General features: G+C 60.4%; 21 protein-coding genes and 2 pseudogenes. 10 read left to right on the forward strand and 13 right to left on the reverse strand.

The features are described from left to right. Nucleotides 1-121 precede the first annotated feature (121 nt). Nucleotides 122-574: a GNAT family N-acetyltransferase gene (locus EGM97_RS03005; protein ID WP_238960767.1), complete on the forward strand. Its 453-nt coding sequence runs from the start codon at nucleotides 122-124 to the stop codon at nucleotides 572-574. 98 nt (nucleotides 575-672) lie between these two features. On the opposite strand, the gene EGM97_RS03010 is transcribed toward EGM97_RS03005, so the two are convergent. From EGM97_RS03010 to EGM97_RS03020, 3 genes are read right to left on the reverse strand one after another with little or no spacing between them, the layout of a single operon-like run. Beyond that, nucleotides 673-969, reverse strand: coding sequence for a winged helix-turn-helix domain-containing protein (locus EGM97_RS03010; RefSeq protein WP_238960766.1), 297 nt, complete (start codon nucleotides 967-969; stop codon nucleotides 673-675). A gap of 4 nt (nucleotides 970-973) precedes the next feature. Further along, the gene (locus EGM97_RS03015) at nucleotides 974-1477 is read right to left on the reverse strand and encodes a M48 family metallopeptidase (protein WP_053156468.1); all 504 of its coding nucleotides are present in this window, start codon (nucleotides 1475-1477) and stop codon (nucleotides 974-976) included. 41 nt (nucleotides 1478-1518) lie between these two features. Further along, on the reverse strand, nucleotides 1519-3642 hold the full coding sequence (locus EGM97_RS03020; RefSeq protein WP_238960763.1) for a putative bifunctional diguanylate cyclase/phosphodiesterase: 2124 nt from the start codon (nucleotides 3640-3642) through the stop codon (nucleotides 1519-1521). Nucleotides 3643-3958: 316 nt separating this feature from the next. Here EGM97_RS03020 and EGM97_RS03025 point away from each other — a divergent pair, with 316 nt between their 5' ends. From EGM97_RS03025 to EGM97_RS03040, 4 genes and pseudogenes are all read left to right on the forward strand, one after another. Continuing rightward, entirely contained in the window at nucleotides 3959-4627 is a 669-nt protein-coding gene (locus EGM97_RS03025; protein ID WP_238960762.1) for a polysaccharide lyase family 7 protein, read from the forward strand. A gap of 255 nt (nucleotides 4628-4882) precedes the next feature. Further along, complete coding sequence (locus EGM97_RS03030) at nucleotides 4883-5551, forward strand: polysaccharide lyase family 7 protein (RefSeq protein WP_238960761.1); 669 nt, start codon at nucleotides 4883-4885, stop codon at nucleotides 5549-5551. A 932-nt stretch (nucleotides 5552-6483) separates the two neighbouring features. Then, nucleotides 6484-6767, forward strand: a pseudogene (locus EGM97_RS03035) (fructose-bisphosphate aldolase). A 212-nt stretch (nucleotides 6768-6979) separates the two neighbouring features. Next, the gene (locus EGM97_RS03040; protein ID WP_238960760.1) at nucleotides 6980-7270 is read left to right on the forward strand and encodes an I78 family peptidase inhibitor; all 291 of its coding nucleotides are present in this window, start codon (nucleotides 6980-6982) and stop codon (nucleotides 7268-7270) included. Between the two features lie 59 nt (nucleotides 7271-7329). Here EGM97_RS03040 and fba read toward each other — a convergent pair whose 3' ends face one another. The 6 genes from fba to tkt form a co-directional block, all read right to left on the reverse strand. Then, nucleotides 7330-8394: a class II fructose-bisphosphate aldolase gene (fba, locus tag EGM97_RS03045; protein WP_238960759.1), complete on the reverse strand. Its 1065-nt coding sequence runs from the start codon at nucleotides 8392-8394 to the stop codon at nucleotides 7330-7332. A gap of 244 nt (nucleotides 8395-8638) precedes the next feature. Further along, nucleotides 8639-8971: an MliC family protein gene (locus EGM97_RS03050; protein WP_238960758.1), complete on the reverse strand. Its 333-nt coding sequence runs from the start codon at nucleotides 8969-8971 to the stop codon at nucleotides 8639-8641. A 57-nt stretch (nucleotides 8972-9028) separates the two neighbouring features. Continuing rightward, entirely contained in the window at nucleotides 9029-9250 is a 222-nt protein-coding gene (locus EGM97_RS03055) for a hypothetical protein (protein WP_238960757.1), read from the reverse strand. Nucleotides 9251-9280: 30 nt separating this feature from the next. Beyond that, complete coding sequence (locus EGM97_RS03060) at nucleotides 9281-10444, reverse strand: phosphoglycerate kinase (protein ID WP_238960756.1); 1164 nt, start codon at nucleotides 10442-10444, stop codon at nucleotides 9281-9283. A gap of 28 nt (nucleotides 10445-10472) precedes the next feature. Beyond that, on the reverse strand, nucleotides 10473-11543 hold the full coding sequence (epd, locus tag EGM97_RS03065) for an erythrose-4-phosphate dehydrogenase (RefSeq protein ID WP_238960755.1): 1071 nt from the start codon (nucleotides 11541-11543) through the stop codon (nucleotides 10473-10475). A gap of 151 nt (nucleotides 11544-11694) precedes the next feature. Then, entirely contained in the window at nucleotides 11695-13692 is a 1998-nt protein-coding gene (gene tkt / locus EGM97_RS03070; RefSeq protein WP_238960753.1) for a transketolase, read from the reverse strand. Nucleotides 13693-13959: 267 nt separating this feature from the next. Here tkt and EGM97_RS03075 point away from each other — a divergent pair, with 267 nt between their 5' ends. Both EGM97_RS03075 and metK read left to right on the forward strand, forming a co-directional pair. Further along, nucleotides 13960-14955 (forward strand): ArsR/SmtB family transcription factor, encoded by a 996-nt coding sequence (locus EGM97_RS03075; protein ID WP_238960752.1) that lies wholly within the window; start codon nucleotides 13960-13962, stop codon nucleotides 14953-14955. Nucleotides 14956-14974: 19 nt separating this feature from the next. Continuing rightward, nucleotides 14975-16165, forward strand: a complete 1191-nt coding sequence (gene metK / locus EGM97_RS03080) for a methionine adenosyltransferase (RefSeq protein ID WP_053156023.1) — start codon at nucleotides 14975-14977, stop codon at nucleotides 16163-16165. A 91-nt stretch (nucleotides 16166-16256) separates the two neighbouring features. Here the strand turns inward: metK and EGM97_RS03085 are convergent, their stop codons facing one another. Then, a complete protein-coding gene (locus tag EGM97_RS03085) occupies nucleotides 16257-16877 on the reverse strand; it encodes a LysE family translocator (RefSeq protein WP_238960749.1) in 621 nt (206 codons plus the stop codon). Nucleotides 16878-17083: 206 nt separating this feature from the next. Here EGM97_RS03085 and ligB point away from each other — a divergent pair, with 206 nt between their 5' ends. Continuing rightward, the gene (ligB, locus tag EGM97_RS03090) at nucleotides 17084-18757 is read left to right on the forward strand and encodes an NAD-dependent DNA ligase LigB (protein ID WP_238960748.1); all 1674 of its coding nucleotides are present in this window, start codon (nucleotides 17084-17086) and stop codon (nucleotides 18755-18757) included. A 101-nt stretch (nucleotides 18758-18858) separates the two neighbouring features. After that, entirely contained in the window at nucleotides 18859-19254 is a 396-nt protein-coding gene (locus tag EGM97_RS03095) for a DUF1090 domain-containing protein (protein ID WP_238960747.1), read from the forward strand. Between the two features lie 10 nt (nucleotides 19255-19264). Here EGM97_RS03095 and EGM97_RS03100 read toward each other — a convergent pair whose 3' ends face one another. Further along, the gene (locus tag EGM97_RS03100; protein WP_238960746.1) at nucleotides 19265-19714 is read right to left on the reverse strand and encodes a c-type cytochrome; all 450 of its coding nucleotides are present in this window, start codon (nucleotides 19712-19714) and stop codon (nucleotides 19265-19267) included. A gap of 125 nt (nucleotides 19715-19839) precedes the next feature. Between EGM97_RS03100 and mltA the strand changes: the two genes are divergently transcribed. Continuing rightward, the gene (gene mltA / locus EGM97_RS03105; protein ID WP_238960744.1) at nucleotides 19840-21024 is read left to right on the forward strand and encodes a murein transglycosylase A; all 1185 of its coding nucleotides are present in this window, start codon (nucleotides 19840-19842) and stop codon (nucleotides 21022-21024) included. Nucleotides 21025-21073: 49 nt separating this feature from the next. Here the strand turns inward: mltA and EGM97_RS03110 are convergent, their stop codons facing one another. Together EGM97_RS03110 and EGM97_RS03115 are read right to left on the reverse strand one after the other, a co-directional pair. Beyond that, complete coding sequence (locus EGM97_RS03110) at nucleotides 21074-21457, reverse strand: MAPEG family protein (protein WP_053156004.1); 384 nt, start codon at nucleotides 21455-21457, stop codon at nucleotides 21074-21076. A gap of 52 nt (nucleotides 21458-21509) precedes the next feature. After that, a pseudogene (locus EGM97_RS03115) lies at nucleotides 21510-21596 on the reverse strand (EamA family transporter); the annotation flags it as partial. Nucleotides 21597-21676 lie beyond the last annotated feature (80 nt).

Below are 21676 nucleotides of genomic sequence, written 5' to 3' on the forward strand. Positions count from 1 at the left end.
CACCGTGACAAATGAATAATGGCATTTTGGCCTTTTCCAGGTTTTTTCCGGTCGTGACAAAAAAAGACATGCGGTGACAGGGCACTTAATATCGGCATCGGTTTCTTCAGGGAATTCAAAAATGGGCATCGATTGGGTCTGCAAACACCACAGTGACCTGAGCAGGGAACAGCTGTACGCCATCTTGAAATTGCGTGCCGAAGTATTCGTCGTCGAGCAGAACTGCGCCTATCCGGACGTCGACGGCCTGGATCTGGCGGGCGACACCTGCCACTTGATGGCTTGGCAGGATGATCACCTGGTGGCCTACCTGCGCTTGCTCGACCCCCATTCGCAAAACAGCGACGTGATCATCGGACGCGTAGTGATCGCGCCACAGGCTCGTGGGCAGGGCCTGGGCCACGCGCTGATGGAACAGGGACTCAAGCACGCCGAAAAGCATTGGCCCGGAACGGCGATTTCACTGTCTGCGCAGGCGCATTTGCAGGGGTATTACGGGCGCTACGGCTTTCAAGCGGTGGGGGTCGAGTATCTGGAAGACGGGATTCCACACATCGGTATGCATCGTCCCTGAATACGCCGTCGCGAGCAGGCTTGCTCTCACACCGCACCGCGTGCTTTTGGTGGGAGCGGCTTGCCCGCGAAGAGGCCAGTCCAGACAAAGCCCAACAGTCAGGGATACTCGAGCACCGCCTTGATCCGCTCCAGATTTCCCTCGATCCACCGCCGGTCAATCGCTCCCCAATCGCGAATCCGATAACACCCGGCATGGTGACGAGCCCCCTCCTGCTGCTCGAACTCGCACACGATGTCCAGGTCCGCCAGCGCCGCGACGGTGTCCTGGGCGGTACGCCGTGGCATGCCGGTGACTTCGGTGAGCGCCGGAACGTTGCGGGCCACGCCACTGTCGATCAGATAGGCCACATACAAGCGGCGATAAAAGCTGCTTTTTGTCTTGCTGACATCCATCCGGTCATTCCTTTTGTGATTGCAGATCGCGCCAGGTCAGGTACACCCGCAAGTCGAATTCCAGTTGGTGGTACCCCGGCAGCATGTGCTCACAGAGTTGATAGAACGCCTTGTTGTGGTCCGACTCCTTGAAGTGAGCCAGCTCGTGCACCACGATCATCTTCAGGAATTCGGGCGCCGCCTCCTTGAACAGCGATGCGATGCGGATCTCTTTCCTGGCCTTGAGTTTGCTGCCCTGTACACGCGACACCGTGGTGTGCAGGCCGAGAGCCCGATGCGTCAGGTCGAGGCGGTTGTCGAACACCACCTTGTCGATGGCCGGTGCGTTGCGCAGATGCTGTTGCTTGAGATCCAGCGCATAGCCGTACAGGGCCTTGTCGCTCTGGATCGGATGTCGGCCGGGATAACGCTGGTGCAGGTAATCGCCCAGGCGGTCCTGGGCAATCAATTGCCGCACCTGGGCTTGCAGGGCGGCGGGGTACGCCTGGAGGTATTTGAGCGCGGTCATCGGCACGGGAACGTCGGAAAAAGGCTGACAGTTTAGCGAATTCAAGCCTGGACCGTGCTCCAGTCAAACGGCTTGGCGAAGGCATCGGTGTCTTCGGCCATCAGAGGGTGAGCCACGAGAAACCCCTGCACATATTCGCAGCCGTGTGCTTGCAGCCATTGATACTGCTCCACGGTTTCCACCCCTTCGGCGATCACCCGCAAGCCCAATTGCGAGCACAGGTCGATCACCGAGGCGGCCAACGCTGCGTCCCGAGGCGAACCCGGTAATCGGGCAATGAGGTGCCGGTCGAGCTTGAGCGTATCGAGTTCAAGGTCACGCAAGTGCGTTAACGAGCACGGCCCCGAGCCGAAATCATCCAGCGCGACCCGCACTCCGAGGTGACGCAGCAAGCGCAACTGCTTGTGAGTTTCGTCAGGGTTGCGCATCAGCGCATCTTCCGTCACCTCGACCTCCAGCTGTCGAGGTTTCAAGGCATGGCGCTCCAACACCTGGCGCAGTTCGGTCACCAGGTTGGGCATACCGAACTGGGTGCTGCTCAGGCTCACGCCCAATACCAGATCATCGGAGAACAACCGCTCCCAGACTTTGCGCTGGGCCGCGCTGCGATGATAGATCCAACTGCCCAGCCGACTGATCAATCGCGCCTCCTCCAGCAATGGCAGGAACAGGCCCGGCGGCACATCGCCGACGCTCGGATGCTGCCAACGCAATAGCGCTTCGAACCCGCGGATACGCCCATCGCCGATGCTCACCTGAGGTTGGTAGACCATATTGAAATCGCGGTTCTCGATGGCCGAGCGCACGCTCTCTTCGAGCATCAGCCGCGAACGAGCCCGACCGTTCATTTCGTGGTCGTAGAAGCGGTATTGCTGGCGACCGGCGCGCTTGGCCTCGTACATGGCGATGTCCGACGCGCGCAACAGGCCGTCGAGATTGGCACCGCAATCCGGATACGTCGCAATACCGATGCTGGCCCCCAGCGTGACATCCATGCCCTCGATCTGCTGGCAGATCGAGACACGCTCGATCAGCATTTCGGCAATCTTGGCGGCCTGCTCCGGATGCTCCAGATCCAGCAGGGCCGTGAATTCATCACCACCGAGCCGCGCCAGGATGTCGAACGGTCGCAGACAGGCTTTCAACTGCTCGGAAACCCAGCGCAACACCCGGTCGCCAGCATCATGGCCCAGCGAATCGTTGACCCGCTTGAAGCCATCAAGATCCAGGTACAACAGCACCCAGTTGCTCTCCAGCCGCTCGCTGCGCATCAGCAGGTTCTCGGCGGTCTGATAGAAGCCCCTGCGATTGAGCAAACCGGTCAACGGGTCCGTGACAGCCTGGAATTCAAGTTGCTGGTGCAGGTGACGAACCACCGACATGTCCTGGAGAGTCACCACCATGGCTTTCTGCTCCGACGGCAACGGTGCGCAGGACAATGCCACCGACACCTGCTGGCCGGGCGCTGTGCGCAACACCGCGTCATGCAAGCGCCAGGTCTGCCCTCGGCAATACGCGGCATGGATCTCGGAATCGATCCATCGGGGAATGTGCGGCTTCTGCAGGAAATCCAGAAGCGGCATGCCCTGGAGCTGCTCGGCGGTAGCGTTGAGCAGGCGGCAGGCCGATGGGTTGACGAAACGGATGTCGCCATTTTCATCCACCACCAGGATCCCTTCGGCGGCATTGTCCAGCACCGAGGCGTTGAAAGCCCTGGCCGCTTCCAAGTCCTGACTCAGGCGCTGCAAGGCCCGTCGATTGCGCTGGTGCTCCAGCAAGGCATGGACCTTGGGCTTGAGGATCTGCGGATCGAAGGGCTTGAACAGGTAATCCACGGCACCACTGGCATAGCCTTTGATCACCGCATCCTGGGATTGCTCGTTGGCGGTCAGAAAAATGATCGGCGTGAGCCGGGTCCGCTGGCTACCACGCATCAGGCGGGCCACCTCGAACCCGTCCATGTCCGGCATCTGCACGTCCAACAACACCAGATCGATGTCATGTTCGAGCAGCAGATTAAGGGCCTCGACACCCGAGGACGCGGTCATGACCTGCCAATCCTGACGCTGCAACAACGCACGCATGCTGAGCAGGTTTTCAGGGTAATCATCAACAACCAGAAGGACGGAGCTGTCTTCACCAAGCGTAGGTTGCACGCATTCCATGCTGCTTCTCTTATCGGGGCGCCATGTCCGTTTTAAGTAGCAAAACGGACAAATTACTGTGATCTCACTCTAGACCGGGTTTCCAAAAAGCAGTAGCTGTCATCGCGCCATCATCCTGACAAAGCCCGAAATAGCCGACTAACGGTCACCCTTCTCGGGCACAAAAACTGCAATGACTGTTCGCGACGCTCAATTGACGTCAAACATCCGCCGACAGAACCACAAAAAGCTCATTCCGGTGTTATCAGGGCGCCCCGAAAGCGCGGGTTAGAGCCTTCGCTGTGGCGTGCAACATTTTTAACGACAGGATCTGAACATGATTGACCTTAACACCTGGAACCTGAGCATCCCTGAAGGCAGCCCAGCGATCACCATCGAAACCCCGCGTCTGGCACAAGGGTTCAAAGACCAATACTTCAATGCCGAAACCGGCACCGCATTCTTCTGGGCGCCGGTAACCGGCACCAAGACCGCCAACGCGATTTACCCGCGCAGCGAACTGCGGGAAACCTACAGCGACGGCACCCTGCGCAACTGGTTGTATCCGGCGGCGGACAACACCTTGCGGGCAACCCTGGCCGTCAACCAGGTGCCCAGCACCGGCAAAATCGTGATTGGCCAGATCCACGCCAAGGACAGCACCAGCCCCATGGTGAAACTGGAATACCAGTACAAGGCCTACAGCTCCACTGGCAACATCGTTGCAAAGGTACGCATGCGTCCCGATGATGAAAGCGGTCAGGTCATCACCGTCGCCACCGGCGTGAAGCTCGACCGCAATTTCTCCTACATGATCCACCTCAGCCCGAAGGGCGCCCTGGGCATCAGCGCGGCGGGTTACAACTGGAGAACCACCATCGACCCGAGCTGGAAGGACAAACCGCTGTATTTCAAGGCGGGCGTCTATGTGCAAGACAACACCGGATACGCGACGGAAGGCGGGAAAGTGACGTTCAGCTTGCTGGAAATCAAGCACGCCATTTAAGGCCGCGCAGCAAGCCTATAGCAGCAAGGATCGCTGCTTGCGTCACACCCGAAAGCGACAGGTGCCATAGCGCCATCGTTCAATTCCAAATCGAAGTCGCCGACCAACGGTCATTTTTCTCGGGCACAAAAGCGCCAAAGACCACTCTGACGGACTGGAAAAAGTTCATCCGCGCCTATCAAGGCCCCTGGAATGCTCGACATAGAGCCTTCGTCAGATCTTTCAGCTTTTAACTCCGAAGATAAGGATCCGTACATGGTCGATCTAGCCACCTGGAACTTGAGCATCCCCGAAGGCAGCCCGCCGAAAACCATCGAAACACCCCGCCTGGTGGATGGTTTCCAGGATAAATACTTCAACTCTGAAGGCAGCACGGTGTATTTCTGGGCACCGGTCACCGGGACAAAGACTGAAAACGCTATCTATCCGCGCACCGAACTGCGCGAGACCTACAAAGACGGCACCTTGCGCAACTGGTTATACCCTGAAGCCGACAACTTTCTGAATGCCACCCTGACCGTCAACCAAGTGCCCAGTAGTGGCAAGGTGGTGATCGGTCAGATCCATACCAAAGACAGCAACAAACCCATGGTGAAACTGGAGTACCAGTACAAGGACACCAACAACCTCGGTGACATCGTTGCCAAGGTCCGCATGCGTCCCGATGACAGCACGGCCCGGATTATCACCGTTGCCAGCGGGGTAAAGCTTTCCCAGGCGTTTTCCTACCGTATTCATCTGGATCGTACCGGTGATCTGGGCATCACGGCGGCGGGGCGGAGCTGGTATACCACTATCAGTTCCACTTGGCGGGTCAAGCCGTTGTACTTCAAGGCTGGGGCGTATGTGCAGGACAATACGGGCTATACCAGCGAAGGCGGAAAAGTGACGTTCAGTCGGTTGGATATTGATCACAACACCTGATATGGATGGGTGTGTATATCCGTTTCTTCGGTAACGGCGGCTTAGGGTTCCGCCCTTACGGCGGGTTACTTTTGAAAAGGCGCCAAAAGTAACCAAAAGCGCCTTGCCCCACCACTGGGCACCTCGCTTACGCGAGGTGTTCCCTCACTCCGGCATTGCTCAGTGGGCCCGCCGCGAAGGGCCATCCATGGCCCAGCGCGGCTAACCCGGCATCCATGCCGGGTTGCCCACTACACAATGCCTGCGTTCGGCCCTTGTGGTTAACGGGGCGCCCAAGATCAAAAGCAAAAGCGAGGCGCCCTTGCGGCCTTGGGTCGGCCTATTCTTTACGGTTGCACTCCGCTCCAATTGTGGGAGCGGGCTTGCTCGCGAAGGCGGCCTCACAGCCGACCAAACTCCCTCGGCTGTACCTAATCCACCAAAGCACCAGCCCAGGCGTTGCGACAGTGAAAATACTGGGCACCTGCCCTTCTGAAAACCTCGTAGGAAAACACGCACCGTGGCGAGGGAGCGTGCTCCCGCTGGGCTGCGAAGCGGCCCCTTCTTTTTGTCAGGCCTAGCCGATGTCCAATGTTTACGGCGACTGCGCCCCCGAGCGGGAGCAAGCGCCCTCGCCACGGGGTTCACGGGCGTCCTACAGGTCGATTGTTGCGTCAAAAATCCGCTCTAAATCCGCTCTATAGTTAGGGGCGTCGCTGGCTTTGGTCGGTGACGGGGTTTCGCAGCCCAAAAAAGAGAATGATACCTTGCACCGTCGAATGAAAACTCAGGCAAACTTGCCGGCGTTCATTTTATGGCGGTTGCGTGTGGGAGACCTTCGGGTCTGCCGGGTTTGGTCTCTTCCTCGGTCTGCGAACCCGCACGCAACTGCCACCCATTTGTTTCGCAGCAAAAAGGTGGCAATTCTATTTCCTTGATAGAGCCTAACCTTAATGACAACGAATGAATCATCCAGCCGCTTCGCCCCCTTAACTCCAATCGCGACCACCAATCCCGTTCTGTTCATCGACAGCGCAGCCCCCTGTCCGAACTCCACGCCTGCGCCAGCGAACGCCTGCACGCTACCCTCGACTACCTGACCCTAATGGCCTGCACCACCCTGCGCGACTCGGCCGGGAACGACATCAACACCATCACCAATATCGCCCGGATCATGGTCCAGGACGTGGCGGATGTTTTCGCAGTGATTGAACGACGCGGACTTGAAGAGCAATAAAGTGCTCGCGATGGCCGGGTCAGTAGAATAAAACAACTGTAAGAGTTGGCACTCCTTATACCCCCTGCTTATACCAATCAAGAGCAACAAAAAAAAGGGTAAAGTCGGAAAACTCTAAAGAACTGTTACTTATTACAGTAGCCCAAAACGCTGCATTCTCCAGACTGAGTTTACCCATATGGGTAAGCATTCAAAAACAGGAGTTCAGCATCATGATCAGCAAACCTTTACTTTTGGCGCTACCGCTGTTGCTCGGCGCCGCCACTCAAACGCATGCGGCTTGCGACAGCTCTTTGGTCCAAAGCTTCGTGGGCAAGGTAGCAGACGCCACAACCGTGGAAGAAGCCGTTAAAACCGCGAACGCAAGCCTTGCCAGAACAATCCCACCGCCAGGCATAGCAACAAAGGACTTCGTTCAGGATCGTCTTAACATCTACACTGACAAGAACAATAAAATCACATCACTAAGTTGTGACAAAGGCTCGGCAATTAAACTTCAGTAAGTGAACACGCCGCCATAAAAAAACCCGCATCTCTGCGGGTTTTTTATGACACCTGAAACTCAGTTGACCTTAGCGTTCAACTCGCCCTTCAGATACCGCTGGAACATCCCTTCCAACGAGATCGGCTTGATCTTCGAAGCATTGCCGGCGGTGCCGAATGCTTCATAGCGCGCGATGCACACATCCCGCATGGCAGTCACGGTGGCGCCGAGGAATTTGCGTGGGTCGAATTCGCTCGGGTTGGTCGCCATCAGGCGGCGCATCGCGCCAGTGGAGGCCAGGCGCAGGTCGGTGTCGATGTTGACCTTGCGCACGCCGTGCTTGATGCCTTCGACGATTTCTTCAACCGGTACGCCGTAGGTTTCCTTGATGTCGCCACCGTACTGGTTGATGATCGCCAGCCACTCTTGCGGCACCGAGGACGAGCCGTGCATCACCAGATGGGTGTTGGGGATGCGCTTGTGGATTTCCTTGATGCGGTCGATGGCCAGCACGTCGCCGGTAGGCGGCTTGGTGAACTTGTAGGCGCCGTGGCTGGTGCCGATGGCGATGGCCAGGGCGTCGACCTGGGTTTTCTTCACGAAGTCGGCGGCTTCTTCCGGGTCGGTCAGCATCTGGCTGTGGTCCAGCACGCCTTCGGCGCCGATGCCGTCTTCTTCACCGGCCATGCCGGTTTCCAGCGAGCCCAGGCAACCCAGCTCGCCTTCCACCGAAACGCCGCAGGCGTGAGCCATGGCAACGGTCTGCTGGGTGACGCGCACGTTGTATTCGTAGTCGGTCGGGGTCTTGCCGTCTTCGCCCAGGGAGCCGTCCATCATCACCGAGCTGAAGCCCAGTTGGATGGAGCGCTGGCAGACGTCCGGGCTGGTGCCGTGGTCCTGGTGCATGCACACCGGGATGTGCGGGAATTCTTCGATCGCAGCCAGGATCAGGTGACGCAGGAATGGCGCACCGGCGTATTTGCGAGCACCGGCCGAAGCCTGGACGATCACCGGAGAGTCAGTCTTGTCAGCGGCTTCCATGATGGCGCGCATCTGCTCGAGGTTGTTGACGTTAAAGGCTGGAACGCCGTAGCCGAACTCGGCTGCGTGGTCCAGCATCTGACGCATGCTGATAAGTGCCATTGTGTGTCTCTCCCGGTCGAGGGTCGTTAATCGTGCCAGCCTGCCGGAGCGGCGGCGGCTCTTCAAGTCATTGCGGATCGGGGGTTGTCCCCGGCCCGGGTGTTCGGTGAAGCAGAATTCTCGAAACTATAGAGGCCCCTGTGGGAGCGGGCTTGCTCGCGAATGCGGTTTCACATTCAACAAAAATGCAAGCTGACCCACTGCATTCGCGAGCAAGCCCGCTCCCACACCGGATCTCTGTGAGTCAATCGGCCTTGCAGCCACGCCCAATCAAGTCATTGGTCGCAACCCAGTACGCCAGGCCTTCCTCGCCCTTGATGTGGAACGCCAGCATGTCGTCGCTGTACAGCGCACCCGACGCCCCCGGTTCCAGTTTCAGGCGATAAACCTGCTCGGCGCCGCCGAGGCGGACGTCGACGGCCTTGTGGGCGTCATCGGTGTAGCGCCAGATCACCTTGGCCTCGCTGTCGCAAGTCCAGGTGGTCCAGCCCGCCACAGGCTCGGACGGATGCAGCAGATTCAACTGCGCGCAACCGGCCAGCAATGCCAACGCCACGACGGCGATAAAGCCTTTCATCCGTGTTCCTCGACTGACGACACACGCCGCCAGCCCTGAGTTAAAGGGTCAGACCCGTCAAGGACAACCATGTTCCTTGGCCGGGGTTTGCGTTTCGTATTTGTCCAGACCGTCCGGCCCCGAACGCTTGTTCAGGACCGGGTTGGTTTCCGCTTGCCAGTCCGCCTGGTAGCAGCCCGACGCGGGCTCACTGGGGACCGGCTCCGGGGTGGCTTGCGGCTGACTGCCGCAAGCGGCCAGGGCCACGGTCAGTGACAAAAGCATCCACGTTTTGACCATCGGAACACTCCTTTGCCTGGTCACCTGGTCTCAGGCCTTGGCCCGGCTTTCCAGCACTTCCACCGCCGGCAGCACTTTGCCTTCGACGAATTCGAGGAACGCACCGCCGCCCGTCGAAATGTAGGAAATCTGCTCGGCCACGCCGTACTTGTCGATGGCCGCCAGGGTGTCGCCACCCCCGGCAATGGAAAACGCAGCGCTTTCGGCGATGGCCAGGGCCAGGACCTTGGTGCCGTTGCCGAACTGGTCGAACTCGAACACACCGACCGGACCGTTCCACAGAATAGTCTGGGAAGATTTCAGCAATTGGGCGAAGTTGGCCGCGGTCTGTGGGCCAATGTCCAAAATCATGTCGTCTTCGGCGACATCGGCGATGGCCTTGACGGTGGCGGCAGCGCTTTCAGCGAATTCCTTGGCAACCACCACATCCACGGGCAGCGGCACGCTGACCTTGGCGGCGATTTCACGGGCAGTGTCCAGCAGATCCGGTTCATACAGGGACTTGCCGACAGGATGACCGGCCGCCGCGAGGAAGGTGTTGGCGATGCCGCCGCCGACGATCAACTGGTCGCAGATCTGGCTCAGGCTGTTCAGCACGTCGAGCTTGGTGGACACCTTGGAGCCGGCGACGATAGCCGCCATTGGCTTGGCCGGTGCGCCCAGGGCCTTGCCCAGTGCGTCCAGTTCAGCGGCCAGCAAAGGGCCCGCCGCCGCGACCTTGGCGAACTTCGCCACGCCATGGGTCGAGCCCTCGGCGCGGTGAGCGGTGCCGAACGCGTCCATCACGAACACGTCGCACAGGGCAGCATATTGCTGGGCCAGTTCGTCGGCGTTCTTTTTCTCGCCCTTGTTGAAGCGTACGTTTTCGAACAGCACGACATCGCCGGCCTTCACGTCAACGCCGCCCAGATAATCCGCCACCAGCGGTACTTCGCGGCCCAGGGCCTTGCTCAGGTAATCGGCCACCGGCTTGAGGCTGTTCTCGGCCGAGAACTCACCTTCGGTCGGGCGACCCAGGTGGGAGCAGACCATCACGGCCGCACCTTTTTCCAGGGCCAGCTTGATGGTCGGCAGCGAAGCCAGGATACGCGCGTCGCTGGTGACGACACCGTCCTTGACGGGGACGTTGAGGTCTTCGCGGATCAGTACGCGCTTACCTTGCAGATCGAGGTCGGACATCTTCAACACGGTCATGGGTCGCAATTCCTGGATAACTGTTTGGTTAGAGAGCAGGTTTGTTGGAAGCAGAACGCGAAGTCGCTGCTTGCAGATAATGTTCGGCAACGTCCAGCATTCGATTGGCAAAACCCCATTCGTTGTCGAACCAGGCCAGGATGTTCACGAGCCGTGGCCCGGAGACACGGGTCTGGCTGGCATCGACGATGGCCGAATGTGGGTCATGGTTAAAATCACAACTGGCATGGGGCAACTCGGTATAGGCCAGAAGGCCTTTGAGCGGGCCGCTGGTGGCGGCATCGCGCAGGATCCGGTTGACCTCGGTGGCGTCGGTATCGCTCACGGTCTGCATCGTCATGTCGAGGCAGGACACGTTCACCGTCGGCACCCGCACCGCTTTGGCCTGAATTCGCCCGGCAAGTTCCGGCAGCAGCCGTTCGATACCACGCGCCAGACCAGTGGACACCGGAATCACCGACTGGAACGCCGAACGGGTGCGGCGCAAATCTTCATGGTGATAGGCGTCGATCACGGGTTGATCGTTCATCGCCGAGTGAATGGTGGTGATCGATACGTATTCCAGGCCGATGGCCTGGTCCAGCAGACGCAACAACGGAACACCGCAGTTGGTGGTGCAGGAGGCGTTGGACACCAGCAGCTCATGCCCGGTCAGGCAATCCTGGTTCACACCGTAGACGATGGTGGCATCCACGTCCGCTTCGCTGGCCATCGGCTGGGAGAACAGCACCCGCGGCGCACCGGCCGCGAGGAAACGCTCGCCATCTTCGCGGGAGTGATAGGCACCGGAACACTCGAGCACCAGATCGACACCCAGGGACGCCCAATCGATGCCTTCGGGGGTGGCGCTGCGCAGGACTTTCACGCAGTCGCCATTAATGTGCAGACAGTCGCCGTCGACCCGCACATCACCGGGAAACCGGCCGTGGGTGGAGTCGAAGCGTGTCAGGTATTCGATGCTGGCCATGTCGGCCAGATCGTTGATCGCCACAATTTCGAACCCGGCCTTCGCCCCTCGCTCGAACAACGCACGCAAGACGCAACGACCAATCCGGCCGTAGCCGTTGAGTGCAACTTTGTAGGGACGCGGTTGGGGCATGGGGGGGTTCTCTGACCAGGGTGAGTCCATCAGGGCGCGTCGACTGGACCGACACTATCGCGAGCAGGCTCGCTCCCACAGGGTCGGTGAAGATCCTAGTGGGAGCGAGCCTGCTCGCGATGACGTCAATCCGGACGACGCAACTTTCGGATCAGTCTTCCAGCAGCTCTTCAGCCTGACCCAAGATGTTCTCCAGGGTGAAACCGAATTCCTCGAACAATGCCGACGCAGGCGCGGACTCACCGTAGGTGGTCATGCCAATCACGCGGCCTTCCAGGCCCACGTACTTGTACCAATAATCGGCGTGAGCGGCCTCGATGGCGATCCGGGCGCTGACTTGCAGCGGCAGCACCGACTGTTTGTAGCCGGCGTCCTGAGCATCGAACACGCTGGTGCACGGCATGGACACCACGCGCACGTTGCGGCCCTGTGCGGTCAGCTTGTCATAAGCCTGGACGGCCAGGCCGACTTCCGAACCGGTGGCGATCAGGATCAGCTCAGGCTCGCCAATGCAGTCCTTGAGCACGTAGCCGCCACGGGCGATTTCGTCGATCTGGCCGGCTTCGCGGGCTTGGTGCTGCAGGTTCTGACGGGAGAAGATCAGCGCCGATGGGCCGTCGTTGCGCTCGATGGCGTATTTCCAGGCCACCGCCGACTCCACGGCATCGCATGGGCGCCAGGTGTCCAGGTTCGGCGTGCAACGCAGGCTGGCCAGTTGCTCGATCGGCTGGTGAGTCGGGCCGTCTTCGCCCAGGCCGATGGAGTCGTGGGTGAACACGTAGAGCACGCGTTTTTTCATCAGCGCCGACATGCGCACGGCGTTGCGGGCGTATTCCATGAACATCAGGAAGGTGGCGCCGTAAGGCACCAGGCCGCCGTGCAGGGCTACGCCGTTCATGATCGCGCTCATCCCGAACTCACGCACGCCGTAGTACATGTAGTTGCCGCTGGCGTCTTCGGCGCTGACACCTTTGCAGCCTTTCCACAGGGTCAGGTTGGAACCGGCCAGGTCGGCCGAACCGCCCAGCAGCTCCGGCAACAGCGGGCCGAAGGCGTTCAGGGTGTTCTGACTGGCCTTGCGGCTGGCGATGGTTTCGCCCTTGGCAGCCACTTCGGCGATGTAGGCCGAGGCTTTTTCGGCGAAGTCGGCCGGCAGCTCGCCGCTGAGACGACGCACCAGCTCGTTGGCCAGCTCAGGGAATTCGGCGGAATAGGCGGCGAAACGCTGATCCCAGTCGGCTTCCAACGCACGACCTTTTTCCTTGGCGTCCCATTCGGCGTAGATGTCGGCCGGGATTTCGAATGGACCGTGTTCCCATTTCAACGCGGCACGGGTCAGGGCGATTTCCTCGGCACCCAGCGGGGCGCCGTGGCAGTCTTCCTTGCCTTGTTTGTTGGGCGAGCCGAAACCGATGGTGGTCTTGCAGCAGATCAGGGTCGGCTGGGCGCTTTTGCGAGCCGTTTCGATGGCGGTCTTGATCTCTTCCGGATCGTGGCCGTCGACGTTACGAATCACCAGCCAGTTATAGGCTTCGAAGCGTTTCGGGGTGTCGTCGGTGAACCAGCCTTCGACTTCGCCGTCGATGGAAATGCCGTTGTCGTCGTAGAAAGCGATCAGCTTGTCCAGGCCCAGGGTACCGGCCAGGGAAGCGACTTCATGGGAAATGCCTTCCATCATGCAGCCATCACCCAGGAAAACGTAGGTGTGATGGTCGACGACCTTGTGCCCCGGACGGTTGAACTGCGCCGCCAGGACTTTTTCCGCCAGGGCGAAGCCCACGGCGTTGGCCAGGCCCTGGCCCAGCGGACCGGTGGTGGTTTCCACACCTGGGGTGTAGCCGTACTCCGGATGGCCCGGGGTGCGGCTGTGCAGCTGGCGGAAGTTCTTCAGGTCGTCGATCGACAGGTCATAACCGGTCAAGTGCAGCAGCGAGTAGATCAACATCGAACCATGGCCGTTGGACAGCACGAAGCGGTCACGGTCAGCGAAAGCCGGATTGGCCGGGCTGTGCTTGAGGTAGTCGCGCCACAGCACCTCGGCGATATCCGCCATGCCCATCGGGGCACCGGGGTGGCCGCTGTTGGCTTTCTGCACGGCATCCATGCTGAGGGCACGAATGGCATTGGCACGCTCACGACGGCTGGGCATCGCTGTTCTCCTGCGGGAATTGAGTAGAGTGAATAACGAAACTGAAAAAAGGCGTGCATTTTCCCTCACCCACCCCCTGGGAGCAATGACAGATAGACGTCCAGAGCGGTTTTTCGGGTGGATAAAGTCGCTTTCGCCAAGTGAAACCTGTCCACTGGAAGCTTGTAGAGTCCATAAAGACCAGCGAAGTGCCATTTATCGAGCAATATCAAAAGTTTTTGATATTGAACTTGCGGTGATGCCACCCCCTGTCTAGACTGCCGCGTTATGAACTTACGCGCGCCCTCCATCCAGCATCACCATAGCGACGAACTGGCGGCCCTTTGCAAGGCCGGTGGCGACCCGTTGCGGCTCAATGTATTGCGCGCCCTGGCCAATGACTCATTCGGCGTGCTGGAACTGGCGCAGATCTTCGGCATCGGTCAGTCTGGCATGAGCCATCACCTCAAGGTCCTGGCCCAGGCCGACCTGGTGGCGACCCGCCGTGAAGGCAACGCCATTTTCTACCGCCGCGCCCTGCCCCACACCGATCTTATGGGTGGCAAGCTGCACGCTGCATTGCTTGAGGAAGTGGACGAACTGAGCCTGCCGACGGACGTTCAGGCCCGTATCGCCCAGGTGCACGGGCAACGGGCCGCGGCCAGCCAGGATTTTTTCGCACGCGTGGCGGAAAAATTTCGCGCCCAGCAAGACCTGATCGCAGGGTTGCCGCAATACCGCGAAAGTGTCCTGGCGCTGCTCGACAAACTGAACTTCGAGCCTACAGCCACTGCCATCGAGGTCGGCCCCGGCGACGGTGCGTTCCTGCCGGAACTGGCACGCCGTTTCAGCCAGGTCACGGCGCTGGATAACAGCCCGGCCATGCTCGAGCTGGCTCGCCAGGTGTGTGAACGTGAAAACCTGACTAATGTCAGCCTGCGTTTGGCCGATGCCTTGGATGGCGTGCACCTGCAAGGTGACTGCGTCGTATTGAACATGGTCCTTCATCATTTCGCCGCTCCGGCCGATGCACTCAAGCACATGGCCGGCCTGTTGCGACCGGGCGGAAGCCTGTTGGTGACAGAGTTATGCAGCCACAATCAGAGCTGGGCCAGGGAGGCCTGCGGTGATCTCTGGCTGGGGTTCGAACAGGACGACCTGGCCCGTTGGGCCACCACTGCGGGCCTCGTGCCCGGGGAAAGCCTCTATGTAGGCTTACGAAATGGTTTCCAGATCCAGGTCCGCCATTTTCAGCGGCCGGCTGGTGACACTCACCATCGGTAACTTGTAGGAAAACATCGAGATGAGCGAATACTCCCTTTTCACCTCCGAGTCCGTGTCTGAAGGGCATCCGGACAAAATCGCCGACCAGATTTCTGATGCGGTGCTGGACGCCATCATTGCTGAAGACAAGTTCGCCCGCGTGGCGTGCGAGACTCTGGTGAAAACGGGCGTGGCGATCATCGCCGGCGAAGTCACCACTTCGGCCTGGGTCGACCTGGAACAGATCGTCCGCGACGTCATCCTGGGCATCGGCTACAACAGCTCCGACGTCGGTTTCGACGGCGCAACCTGCGGCGTAATGAACATCATCGGCAAGCAGTCGGTGGACATCGCCCAAGGCGTTGACCGCAGCAAGCCTGAAGACCAGGGCGCCGGCGACCAGGGCCTGATGTTCGGTTATGCCAGTAACGAAACCGACGTGTTGATGCCGGCACCGATCACGTTCTCGCACCAACTGGTGCAGCGCCAGGCCGAAGCCCGCAAGTCCGGCTTGCTGCCATGGCTGCGTCCGGATGCCAAATCTCAGGTCACTTGCCGTTACGAGAATGGCAAGGTGGTTGGCATCGACGCCATCGTGCTGTCGACCCAGCACAACCCGGAAGTGTCCTACAAGGACCTGCGCGAAGGCGTGATGGAGCTGATCGTCAAGCACGTGCTGCCTGCCGAGTTGCTGAACAAGGACACTCAGTTCCACATCAACCCGACCGGCAACTTCATCATCGGTGGTCCGGTGGGTGACTGCGGCCTGACCGGACGCAAGATCATCGTCGACAGCTACGGCGGCATGGCCCGTCACGGCGGTGGCGCGTTCTCCGGCAAGGATCCATCGAAGGTCGACCGTTCGGCGGCCTATGCCGGTCGCTACGTGGCCAAGAACATCGTCGCCGCCGGCCTGGCCGAGCGCTGCGAGATCCAGGTGTCCTACGCCATCGGTGTCGCCCAGCCTACGTCGATCTCGCTGAACACCTTCGGCACCGGCAAGATCGGCGACGACAAGATCATCAAGCTGGTCCGCGAAGTGTTCGACCTGCGTCCATACGCCATCACCACCATGCTTGACCTGCTGCACCCGATGTACCAGGAAACCGCAGCCTATGGCCACTTCGGCCGTACGCCGCAGACCAAGACTGTCGATGGTGATACCTTCACCACCTTCACCTGGGAAAAAACCGACCGCGCCGACGCCCTGCGCGCTGCTGCCGGCCTGTAATACCCGTTGAGATGAAAAAGCCCCTGGCGACCCGTTCGCCAGGGGCTTTTTCATTCTGGATGTTTCTCCCTCCAGCGAAGAGGGAGCAATGCTATGTCCGCCGGGCCACCAGTAAAAACGAAGCCGCACTGGCCAACAAGCCAGCACACAGCCGGTTGAACAGGCGCTTGCCACTGGGGCGGGCGAACAGTCGCCGCGCGTAGATCCCCATGTAGCAATACAAACCGATGGCGATGCACTCCAACGCCAGGAACAGCCCGCCCAATACAGAGAACTGCTGGATGACGGTGCCGGAACGGTCGACGAATTGGGGCAGGAACGCCGTGAACAGCAGGATCGCCTTCGGGTTGCCGATGGCCACCAGAAACTCCTGGCGCGCCAGACGCCCCATGCCCATCGAGCCGCCCGCCATTTCTTCACCGGCCTGAGGTTGCGCACGCCACAGCTGTACGGCGAGATAGAACAGATAGCCGGCGCCAACAACCTTGATCCCCAGGAACAACAGTTCCGAGGTGTGCAGCACTGCGGTCAGTCCGGCCGCGGCCAGGGCAATCATGATCGCAAATGCCAGCAGCCGACCGATGCCGCCACTGCACGCCCGCACGAAGCCATAACGCGAGGCGTTGCTGATGGACAGCAGGTTGTTCGGCCCAGGCGCCATGTTCAGCGCGAAGCAGGCCGGAATGAAAACGGCGAGTGTCGTCAGGTCCATCGCAGGCACTCCTGGGAGGGTGGATCGAAACGTCATTCTGCCCCGGCCAACGACAGGCGCAAGGGACAGTTGCACGGCTAAATCACCCTGCACTGTACCGCCACGACGTTGCCATCGGGCACCGCAACGTTCGGTAACGCTCCAGGCCTCGCTGCTTGCGCAACCGTGGCTAGCCTTGAAAGACCTGACCAAGCAAGGATGCTTCAATGCCACCGTTATTTCACGCACTGCTCTATTCACTTTTCATCGCTGCCCCTGCTATCGCGGCGCCCTGTCCTGACTGGCCGGCCGAACGTACCCAGGCACAAATCGAAGCCCGGCAACGGCAGATCGACGCCTGGGACGACAGTTATCACCGCCTCGGCCAATCGCTGGTGGCCGACGAGCTTTACGATCAGTCCCGCGCACAACTGGAGCATTGGCGCAGCTGCGTCGACCTGCACACGCCAACCGATCCCTTACGAACGGCGCGGGGAAAAGTGCCGCACCCGGTGGTCCATACCGGCCTTGAAAAGCTCAAGGATGCGACTGCAGTGCAAGCCTGGCTGAATGGTCGAAAAGACGTCTGGGTCCAACCGAAAGTCGACGGCGTGGCGGTAACCCTGGTTTACCGCGACGGACGCCTGCACCAGGCGATCAGCCGCGGGGATGGCACCCAGGGTCAGGACTGGACGTCCAACGCCCGCAAAATCGGCGCCATCGCGCAGCAGTTGCGTCAGCCCGTGAACCTGCTCGTGCAGGGCGAGCTGTACTGGCGTCTGGGCCACCATGTCCAGGCTGATAACGGCAGCCTCAACGCCCGCGGGACCGTGGCGGGCCTGATAGCACGCGGCAATCTCACCGCGCAGGAGGCGTCGGATATCGGCCTTTTTGTCTGGGAATGGCCGGAAGGGCCTGACACCCTGCCCGAACGGATGGCTGCGCTGGCTGAGCTGGGTTTCGCCGGCACCCTCGACTACAACCAACCTGTCCGGGCATTGGCCGATGCCGAACATTGGCGTGACCACTGGTATCGCACTCCGCTGCCCTTCGCCAGCGACGGAATCGTCCTGCGCCAGAGCCGCCGCCCACCGGCCAACCGCTGGCAAGCCCGGCCACCGTTCTGGAGCGTGGCCTGGAAATACCCCTATGCCCAAGCCCTGACCGGGGTGAGGAAGGTACGCTTCAACATCGGTCGAACCGGGCGCATCACCCCCGTACTGGAACTCGAGCCCGTCCTGCTCGACGACCGCCGGATCCGCCGGGTGAGCGTCAGCTCCCTCAAGCAATGGGAGGAAATGGACATCCGTCCCGGCGACCAGGTCGCCATCAGCCTGGCCGGACTGACCATTCCGCGCCTCGACAGCGTCGTGCTGCGCAGCATCGTGCGGGAGGACGTCAATGTCCCGGTGGCAGCCAACCATCACTTCCTGAGCTGCTGGCAACCGACACCGGGCTGCGAGAGCCAATTTCTTGCGCGCCTGAACTGGCTAAGCGGCAAGCAGGGGCTTGCCCTGCCCCATGTCGGCCCTGGCACCTGGGGAAAACTCCTGGCGGCGGGCCGACTCGACGGATTGCTGGATTGGATGACACTCGATGCCACCGAGCTTGCTAACATGACCGGCTTCGGCGAACGCAGCGGAGCCCACCTGCTCGAAGGTCTGCACAGTGCCCGCCAACGGCCGTTCGGACAATGGCTCAAGGCGCTGGGCCTGCCGCCTGTCGGCGAAGCCCGGCTGGAAGGGCCATGGCACGCGCTGGCCGAGCGTGACACCGAACAGTGGCAAGCCGAGGCCGGTATCGGGCCGGAACGTGCTGCGCAATTGAGCGCTTTTTTCCGCCACCCGCAGGTACAGGCGTTGAGCGAAGTATTGCGGGCTGCCGGGATCGACGGTTTTTGATCGGCCCGTGCGGTTGAACCCAAGGGGCACGCGTGCGTTCCAACAGCGCACCTGAGCCGGATGACTCGCGCGTTTTCACGGATTTGTTTTTTGGAGTTGCTATGAATTTCCTGCCACCCGCTATCCTGCTGGCCTTATGCAGCGTCATGGCCGCCCCCCTGTGGGCGGACGAGCAAGCGCCGGAACTCACTGGCTGCGCCGCCAAGCGTCAAGGCATCGTCAACCAGATCGAACTGGCCAAGTCCCAGGGCAACCAGGACCAGCAGGCCGGCCTGGAAACGGCGCTGAACGAGGTCACCACCCATTGCACCGACGCTTCCTTGCGCAAGGAGCGTGAAAACAAGGTGCTCGAAGCCAAGCACGAGGTCAGTCGTCGCCAGGAGGACCTGGAGAAAGCCATGAAAAAAGGTGATCCGGAGCGGATCAACAAGCGCAAGGACAAACTGGCCGCTTCCCGCAAGGAATTGCAGGAAGCCGTGGATGAGCTGGATAAATGAACGAACGGCTTCAGTAATCCCGAAACTCTTTATGGCAGGCACTGCAGGCGTCTTCCACTTTCTGCACCGCCGGGCCCAGGTAACTGGCCCTGTAGGGCTGAACCTTGCTGGCAACCACCAATTCAGCGGTGGCGGCCTCCAGGTTACGGGCCAGTTCCTGGAAGCGCGCCTGCTTTTGCCAGACCTCATCCCGGGCACTGGTGTGATCTTCCTCGCGCACTTGCGGGAAATGCTTCCACGGCTCGCGGGACAGCTGGTCCAGTTGCACCGCGCCTTCGGCGAAACGCGGACCATCGAACGGAACGCGACCGCGCAACATACCGCCCAGCTCTTCGTTGGTCTTGAGCATCTGCTTGAAGATAGCCTTGCGCTGGCCCAATGGAGAGTTGGGGTCGACACCGCCGCAGGCGGAGAGCATCAGGCAGGCCAGCACAGCCACGGAAAAACGTTTTGCAAACATCTTGGCCTCGGGTCGGGAAACGGCAGCCAGTATCCTCGTGTCGCCGACAAAGACCAATAGCCCTATTCACAATGCGGGTTGTCTGCATGCCCTGAACGTGCACGCCATCCGCGAAGGACATTTTCATGAACCGCTTCAAGACCTGGCATAAAAGCCTGGCGCTGTCCCTCTCGCTCATTGCCTTGTTGAGCGCCTGCAACCGCGGCGAAAAGACCGAGGAGCCCAAGACCCACGCGCTCGCCACTTATGTCAGTGCACCGTGGGAAGCGTTGCCGAAAGTCTCCGATGAAGACCTGCTGGCCGGTTTCGGTTCCTGGCGCAGTGCATGCACCCGCCTCAAGGCCGATGCGACCTGGGGCGCGACCTGCGCGGCAGCGGCCAATGTGCCGCTGGCGGCCGCCGATGTACGCAAATTCCTGAAGCTACACCTGGATGTCTATGGCCTGCGTTCCGGGGATAACAGCCCCAACGGTCTGATCACCGGTTATTACGAGCCGGTTTACCCTGGTAGCCTGACCCGAACCGCCACTGCCAACGTGCCGGTGTACGGCGTACCTGACGACATGATCATTGTGTCGCTGGACAGCATCTACCCCGAGCTCAAGGGCAAACGCCTGCGCGGCCGCCTTGAGGGCCGGGTGCTCAAGCCCTACGACGACGCGGCCACCATCGAAAACAATGGCGTGAAGGCGCCCGTGATCGCCTGGTTGACCGACCCGATGAACCTGCAATTCCTGCAAATCCAGGGCTCGGGCCGCATTCGACTCGATGATGGTCGCCTGTTGCGCATCGGCTATGCCGACCAGAACGGCCACCCTTACCGACCCATCGGCCGCTGGCTGGTGGAACAGGGCGAGTTGAAGAAAGAAGAGGTGACCATGGGCACCATCGGCGCCTGGGCCAAAGCCCACCCGACCCGGATTCCCGAATTGCTGGGCAGCAATCCCAGCTACGTGTTCTTCAACCGCAACCCCGACAGCAACGAAGGGCCACGCGGCTCGCTGAACGTACCGTTGACTGCCGGCTATAGCGTGGCGGTAGACCGCAAGGTGATCCCCCTGGGGAGCCTGTTGTGGTTGTCCACCACTCGACCCGATGGAAGCCCGCTGAATCGACCGGTCGCCGCCCAGGACACCGGTGGCGCCATTGCCGGCGAGGTCCGGGCCGACCTGTTCTGGGGAACCGGCGAAGCCGCGGGGGAACTGGCCGGGGACATGAAGCAACAGGGCCAGATCTGGATGCTCTGGCCCAAGGGCATGCCATTGCCGCAAATGCCGCAGGTGTCGAATACCGTAACAGCCAATCCTTGAGCGTCGTGTTGCCTGTGGGGCCCCACAGGCAACACGAAATCAGACAGGCTCAGATCGAAACAAAGAAGAAACTGGCGATCAGCCCCAACCCCACCAGCCACACCAGGGAGCGCAGGATTGCCCAGTCCGCCAGGTAACAAATGATGTAGAGCAGACGGCTGGTGATGAACAGCACCGCCAGCACGTTGATGGTCACCAACTCGGCATTGCCGGCCAGGTGCGCAACGATCACCGCGGCGGCGAATGCCGGGGTGATTTCAAAGCTGTTCAGGTGCGCGGCGTAGGCACGCCGGGGTGCGCCTTCGAGACTCTCCAGGAAATCCCGGGGGTCGTGGTTATCCTGCAACCGGTACCTTCCGCCGATCTTGGCGATGGCAATGCACACATAAGGCAGGATGATGGCGATCAAAATACACCACAGGGCAACCGTCATGACGCAGTTCCTTCTTTGGGTTTCATGGATAAATCAGGGATCCAGTCTCCGGTCAGCGCTGCATCACCCACATGCTGACCAGCACCAGTGCGCAGGCTAAGAGCCGCAGCCGACCAAAAGGTTCTTTCAAATAGCGCATACAACAGCGCCGCCACCAACATCTGTTTATACTGCAAACGACCACGCCGCATTCAGTTGCGCATAAATCAATTCCAATAA

It is taken from the genome of Pseudomonas sp. AF32 (genome assembly GCF_022342325.2).
In the GTDB taxonomy this organism is placed as follows: domain Bacteria; phylum Pseudomonadota; class Gammaproteobacteria; order Pseudomonadales; family Pseudomonadaceae; genus Aquipseudomonas; species Aquipseudomonas uvaldensis.

What these genes read in the sequence shown, in the direction of transcription:
- EGM97_RS03005 (WP_238960767.1), top strand. Translation starts at nt 122, where the DNA reads ATGGGCATCGATTGGGTCTGCAAACACCACAGTGACCTGAGCAGGGAA.
- EGM97_RS03010 (WP_238960766.1), bottom strand. Translation starts at nt 969, where the DNA reads ATGGATGTCAGCAAGACAAAAAGCAGCTTTTATCGCCGCTTGTATGTG.
- EGM97_RS03015 (WP_053156468.1), bottom strand. Translation starts at nt 1,477, where the DNA reads ATGACCGCGCTCAAATACCTCCAGGCGTACCCCGCCGCCCTGCAAGCC.
- EGM97_RS03020 (WP_238960763.1), bottom strand. Translation starts at nt 3,642, where the DNA reads ATGGAATGCGTGCAACCTACGCTTGGTGAAGACAGCTCCGTCCTTCTG.
- EGM97_RS03025 (WP_238960762.1), top strand. Translation starts at nt 3,959, where the DNA reads ATGATTGACCTTAACACCTGGAACCTGAGCATCCCTGAAGGCAGCCCA.
- EGM97_RS03030 (WP_238960761.1), top strand. Translation starts at nt 4,883, where the DNA reads ATGGTCGATCTAGCCACCTGGAACTTGAGCATCCCCGAAGGCAGCCCG.
- EGM97_RS03040 (WP_238960760.1), top strand. Translation starts at nt 6,980, where the DNA reads ATGATCAGCAAACCTTTACTTTTGGCGCTACCGCTGTTGCTCGGCGCC.
- fba (WP_238960759.1), bottom strand. Translation starts at nt 8,394, where the DNA reads ATGGCACTTATCAGCATGCGTCAGATGCTGGACCACGCAGCCGAGTTC.
- EGM97_RS03050 (WP_238960758.1), bottom strand. Translation starts at nt 8,971, where the DNA reads ATGAAAGGCTTTATCGCCGTCGTGGCGTTGGCATTGCTGGCCGGTTGC.
- EGM97_RS03055 (WP_238960757.1), bottom strand. Translation starts at nt 9,250, where the DNA reads ATGGTCAAAACGTGGATGCTTTTGTCACTGACCGTGGCCCTGGCCGCT.
- EGM97_RS03060 (WP_238960756.1), bottom strand. Translation starts at nt 10,444, where the DNA reads ATGACCGTGTTGAAGATGTCCGACCTCGATCTGCAAGGTAAGCGCGTA.
- epd (WP_238960755.1), bottom strand. Translation starts at nt 11,543, where the DNA reads ATGCCCCAACCGCGTCCCTACAAAGTTGCACTCAACGGCTACGGCCGG.
- tkt (WP_238960753.1), bottom strand. Translation starts at nt 13,692, where the DNA reads ATGCCCAGCCGTCGTGAGCGTGCCAATGCCATTCGTGCCCTCAGCATG.
- EGM97_RS03075 (WP_238960752.1), top strand. Translation starts at nt 13,960, where the DNA reads ATGAACTTACGCGCGCCCTCCATCCAGCATCACCATAGCGACGAACTG.
- metK (WP_053156023.1), top strand. Translation starts at nt 14,975, where the DNA reads ATGAGCGAATACTCCCTTTTCACCTCCGAGTCCGTGTCTGAAGGGCAT.
- EGM97_RS03085 (WP_238960749.1), bottom strand. Translation starts at nt 16,877, where the DNA reads ATGGACCTGACGACACTCGCCGTTTTCATTCCGGCCTGCTTCGCGCTG.
- ligB (WP_238960748.1), top strand. Translation starts at nt 17,084, where the DNA reads ATGCCACCGTTATTTCACGCACTGCTCTATTCACTTTTCATCGCTGCC.
- EGM97_RS03095 (WP_238960747.1), top strand. Translation starts at nt 18,859, where the DNA reads ATGAATTTCCTGCCACCCGCTATCCTGCTGGCCTTATGCAGCGTCATG.
- EGM97_RS03100 (WP_238960746.1), bottom strand. Translation starts at nt 19,714, where the DNA reads ATGTTTGCAAAACGTTTTTCCGTGGCTGTGCTGGCCTGCCTGATGCTC.
- mltA (WP_238960744.1), top strand. Translation starts at nt 19,840, where the DNA reads ATGAACCGCTTCAAGACCTGGCATAAAAGCCTGGCGCTGTCCCTCTCG.
- EGM97_RS03110 (WP_053156004.1), bottom strand. Translation starts at nt 21,457, where the DNA reads ATGACGGTTGCCCTGTGGTGTATTTTGATCGCCATCATCCTGCCTTAT.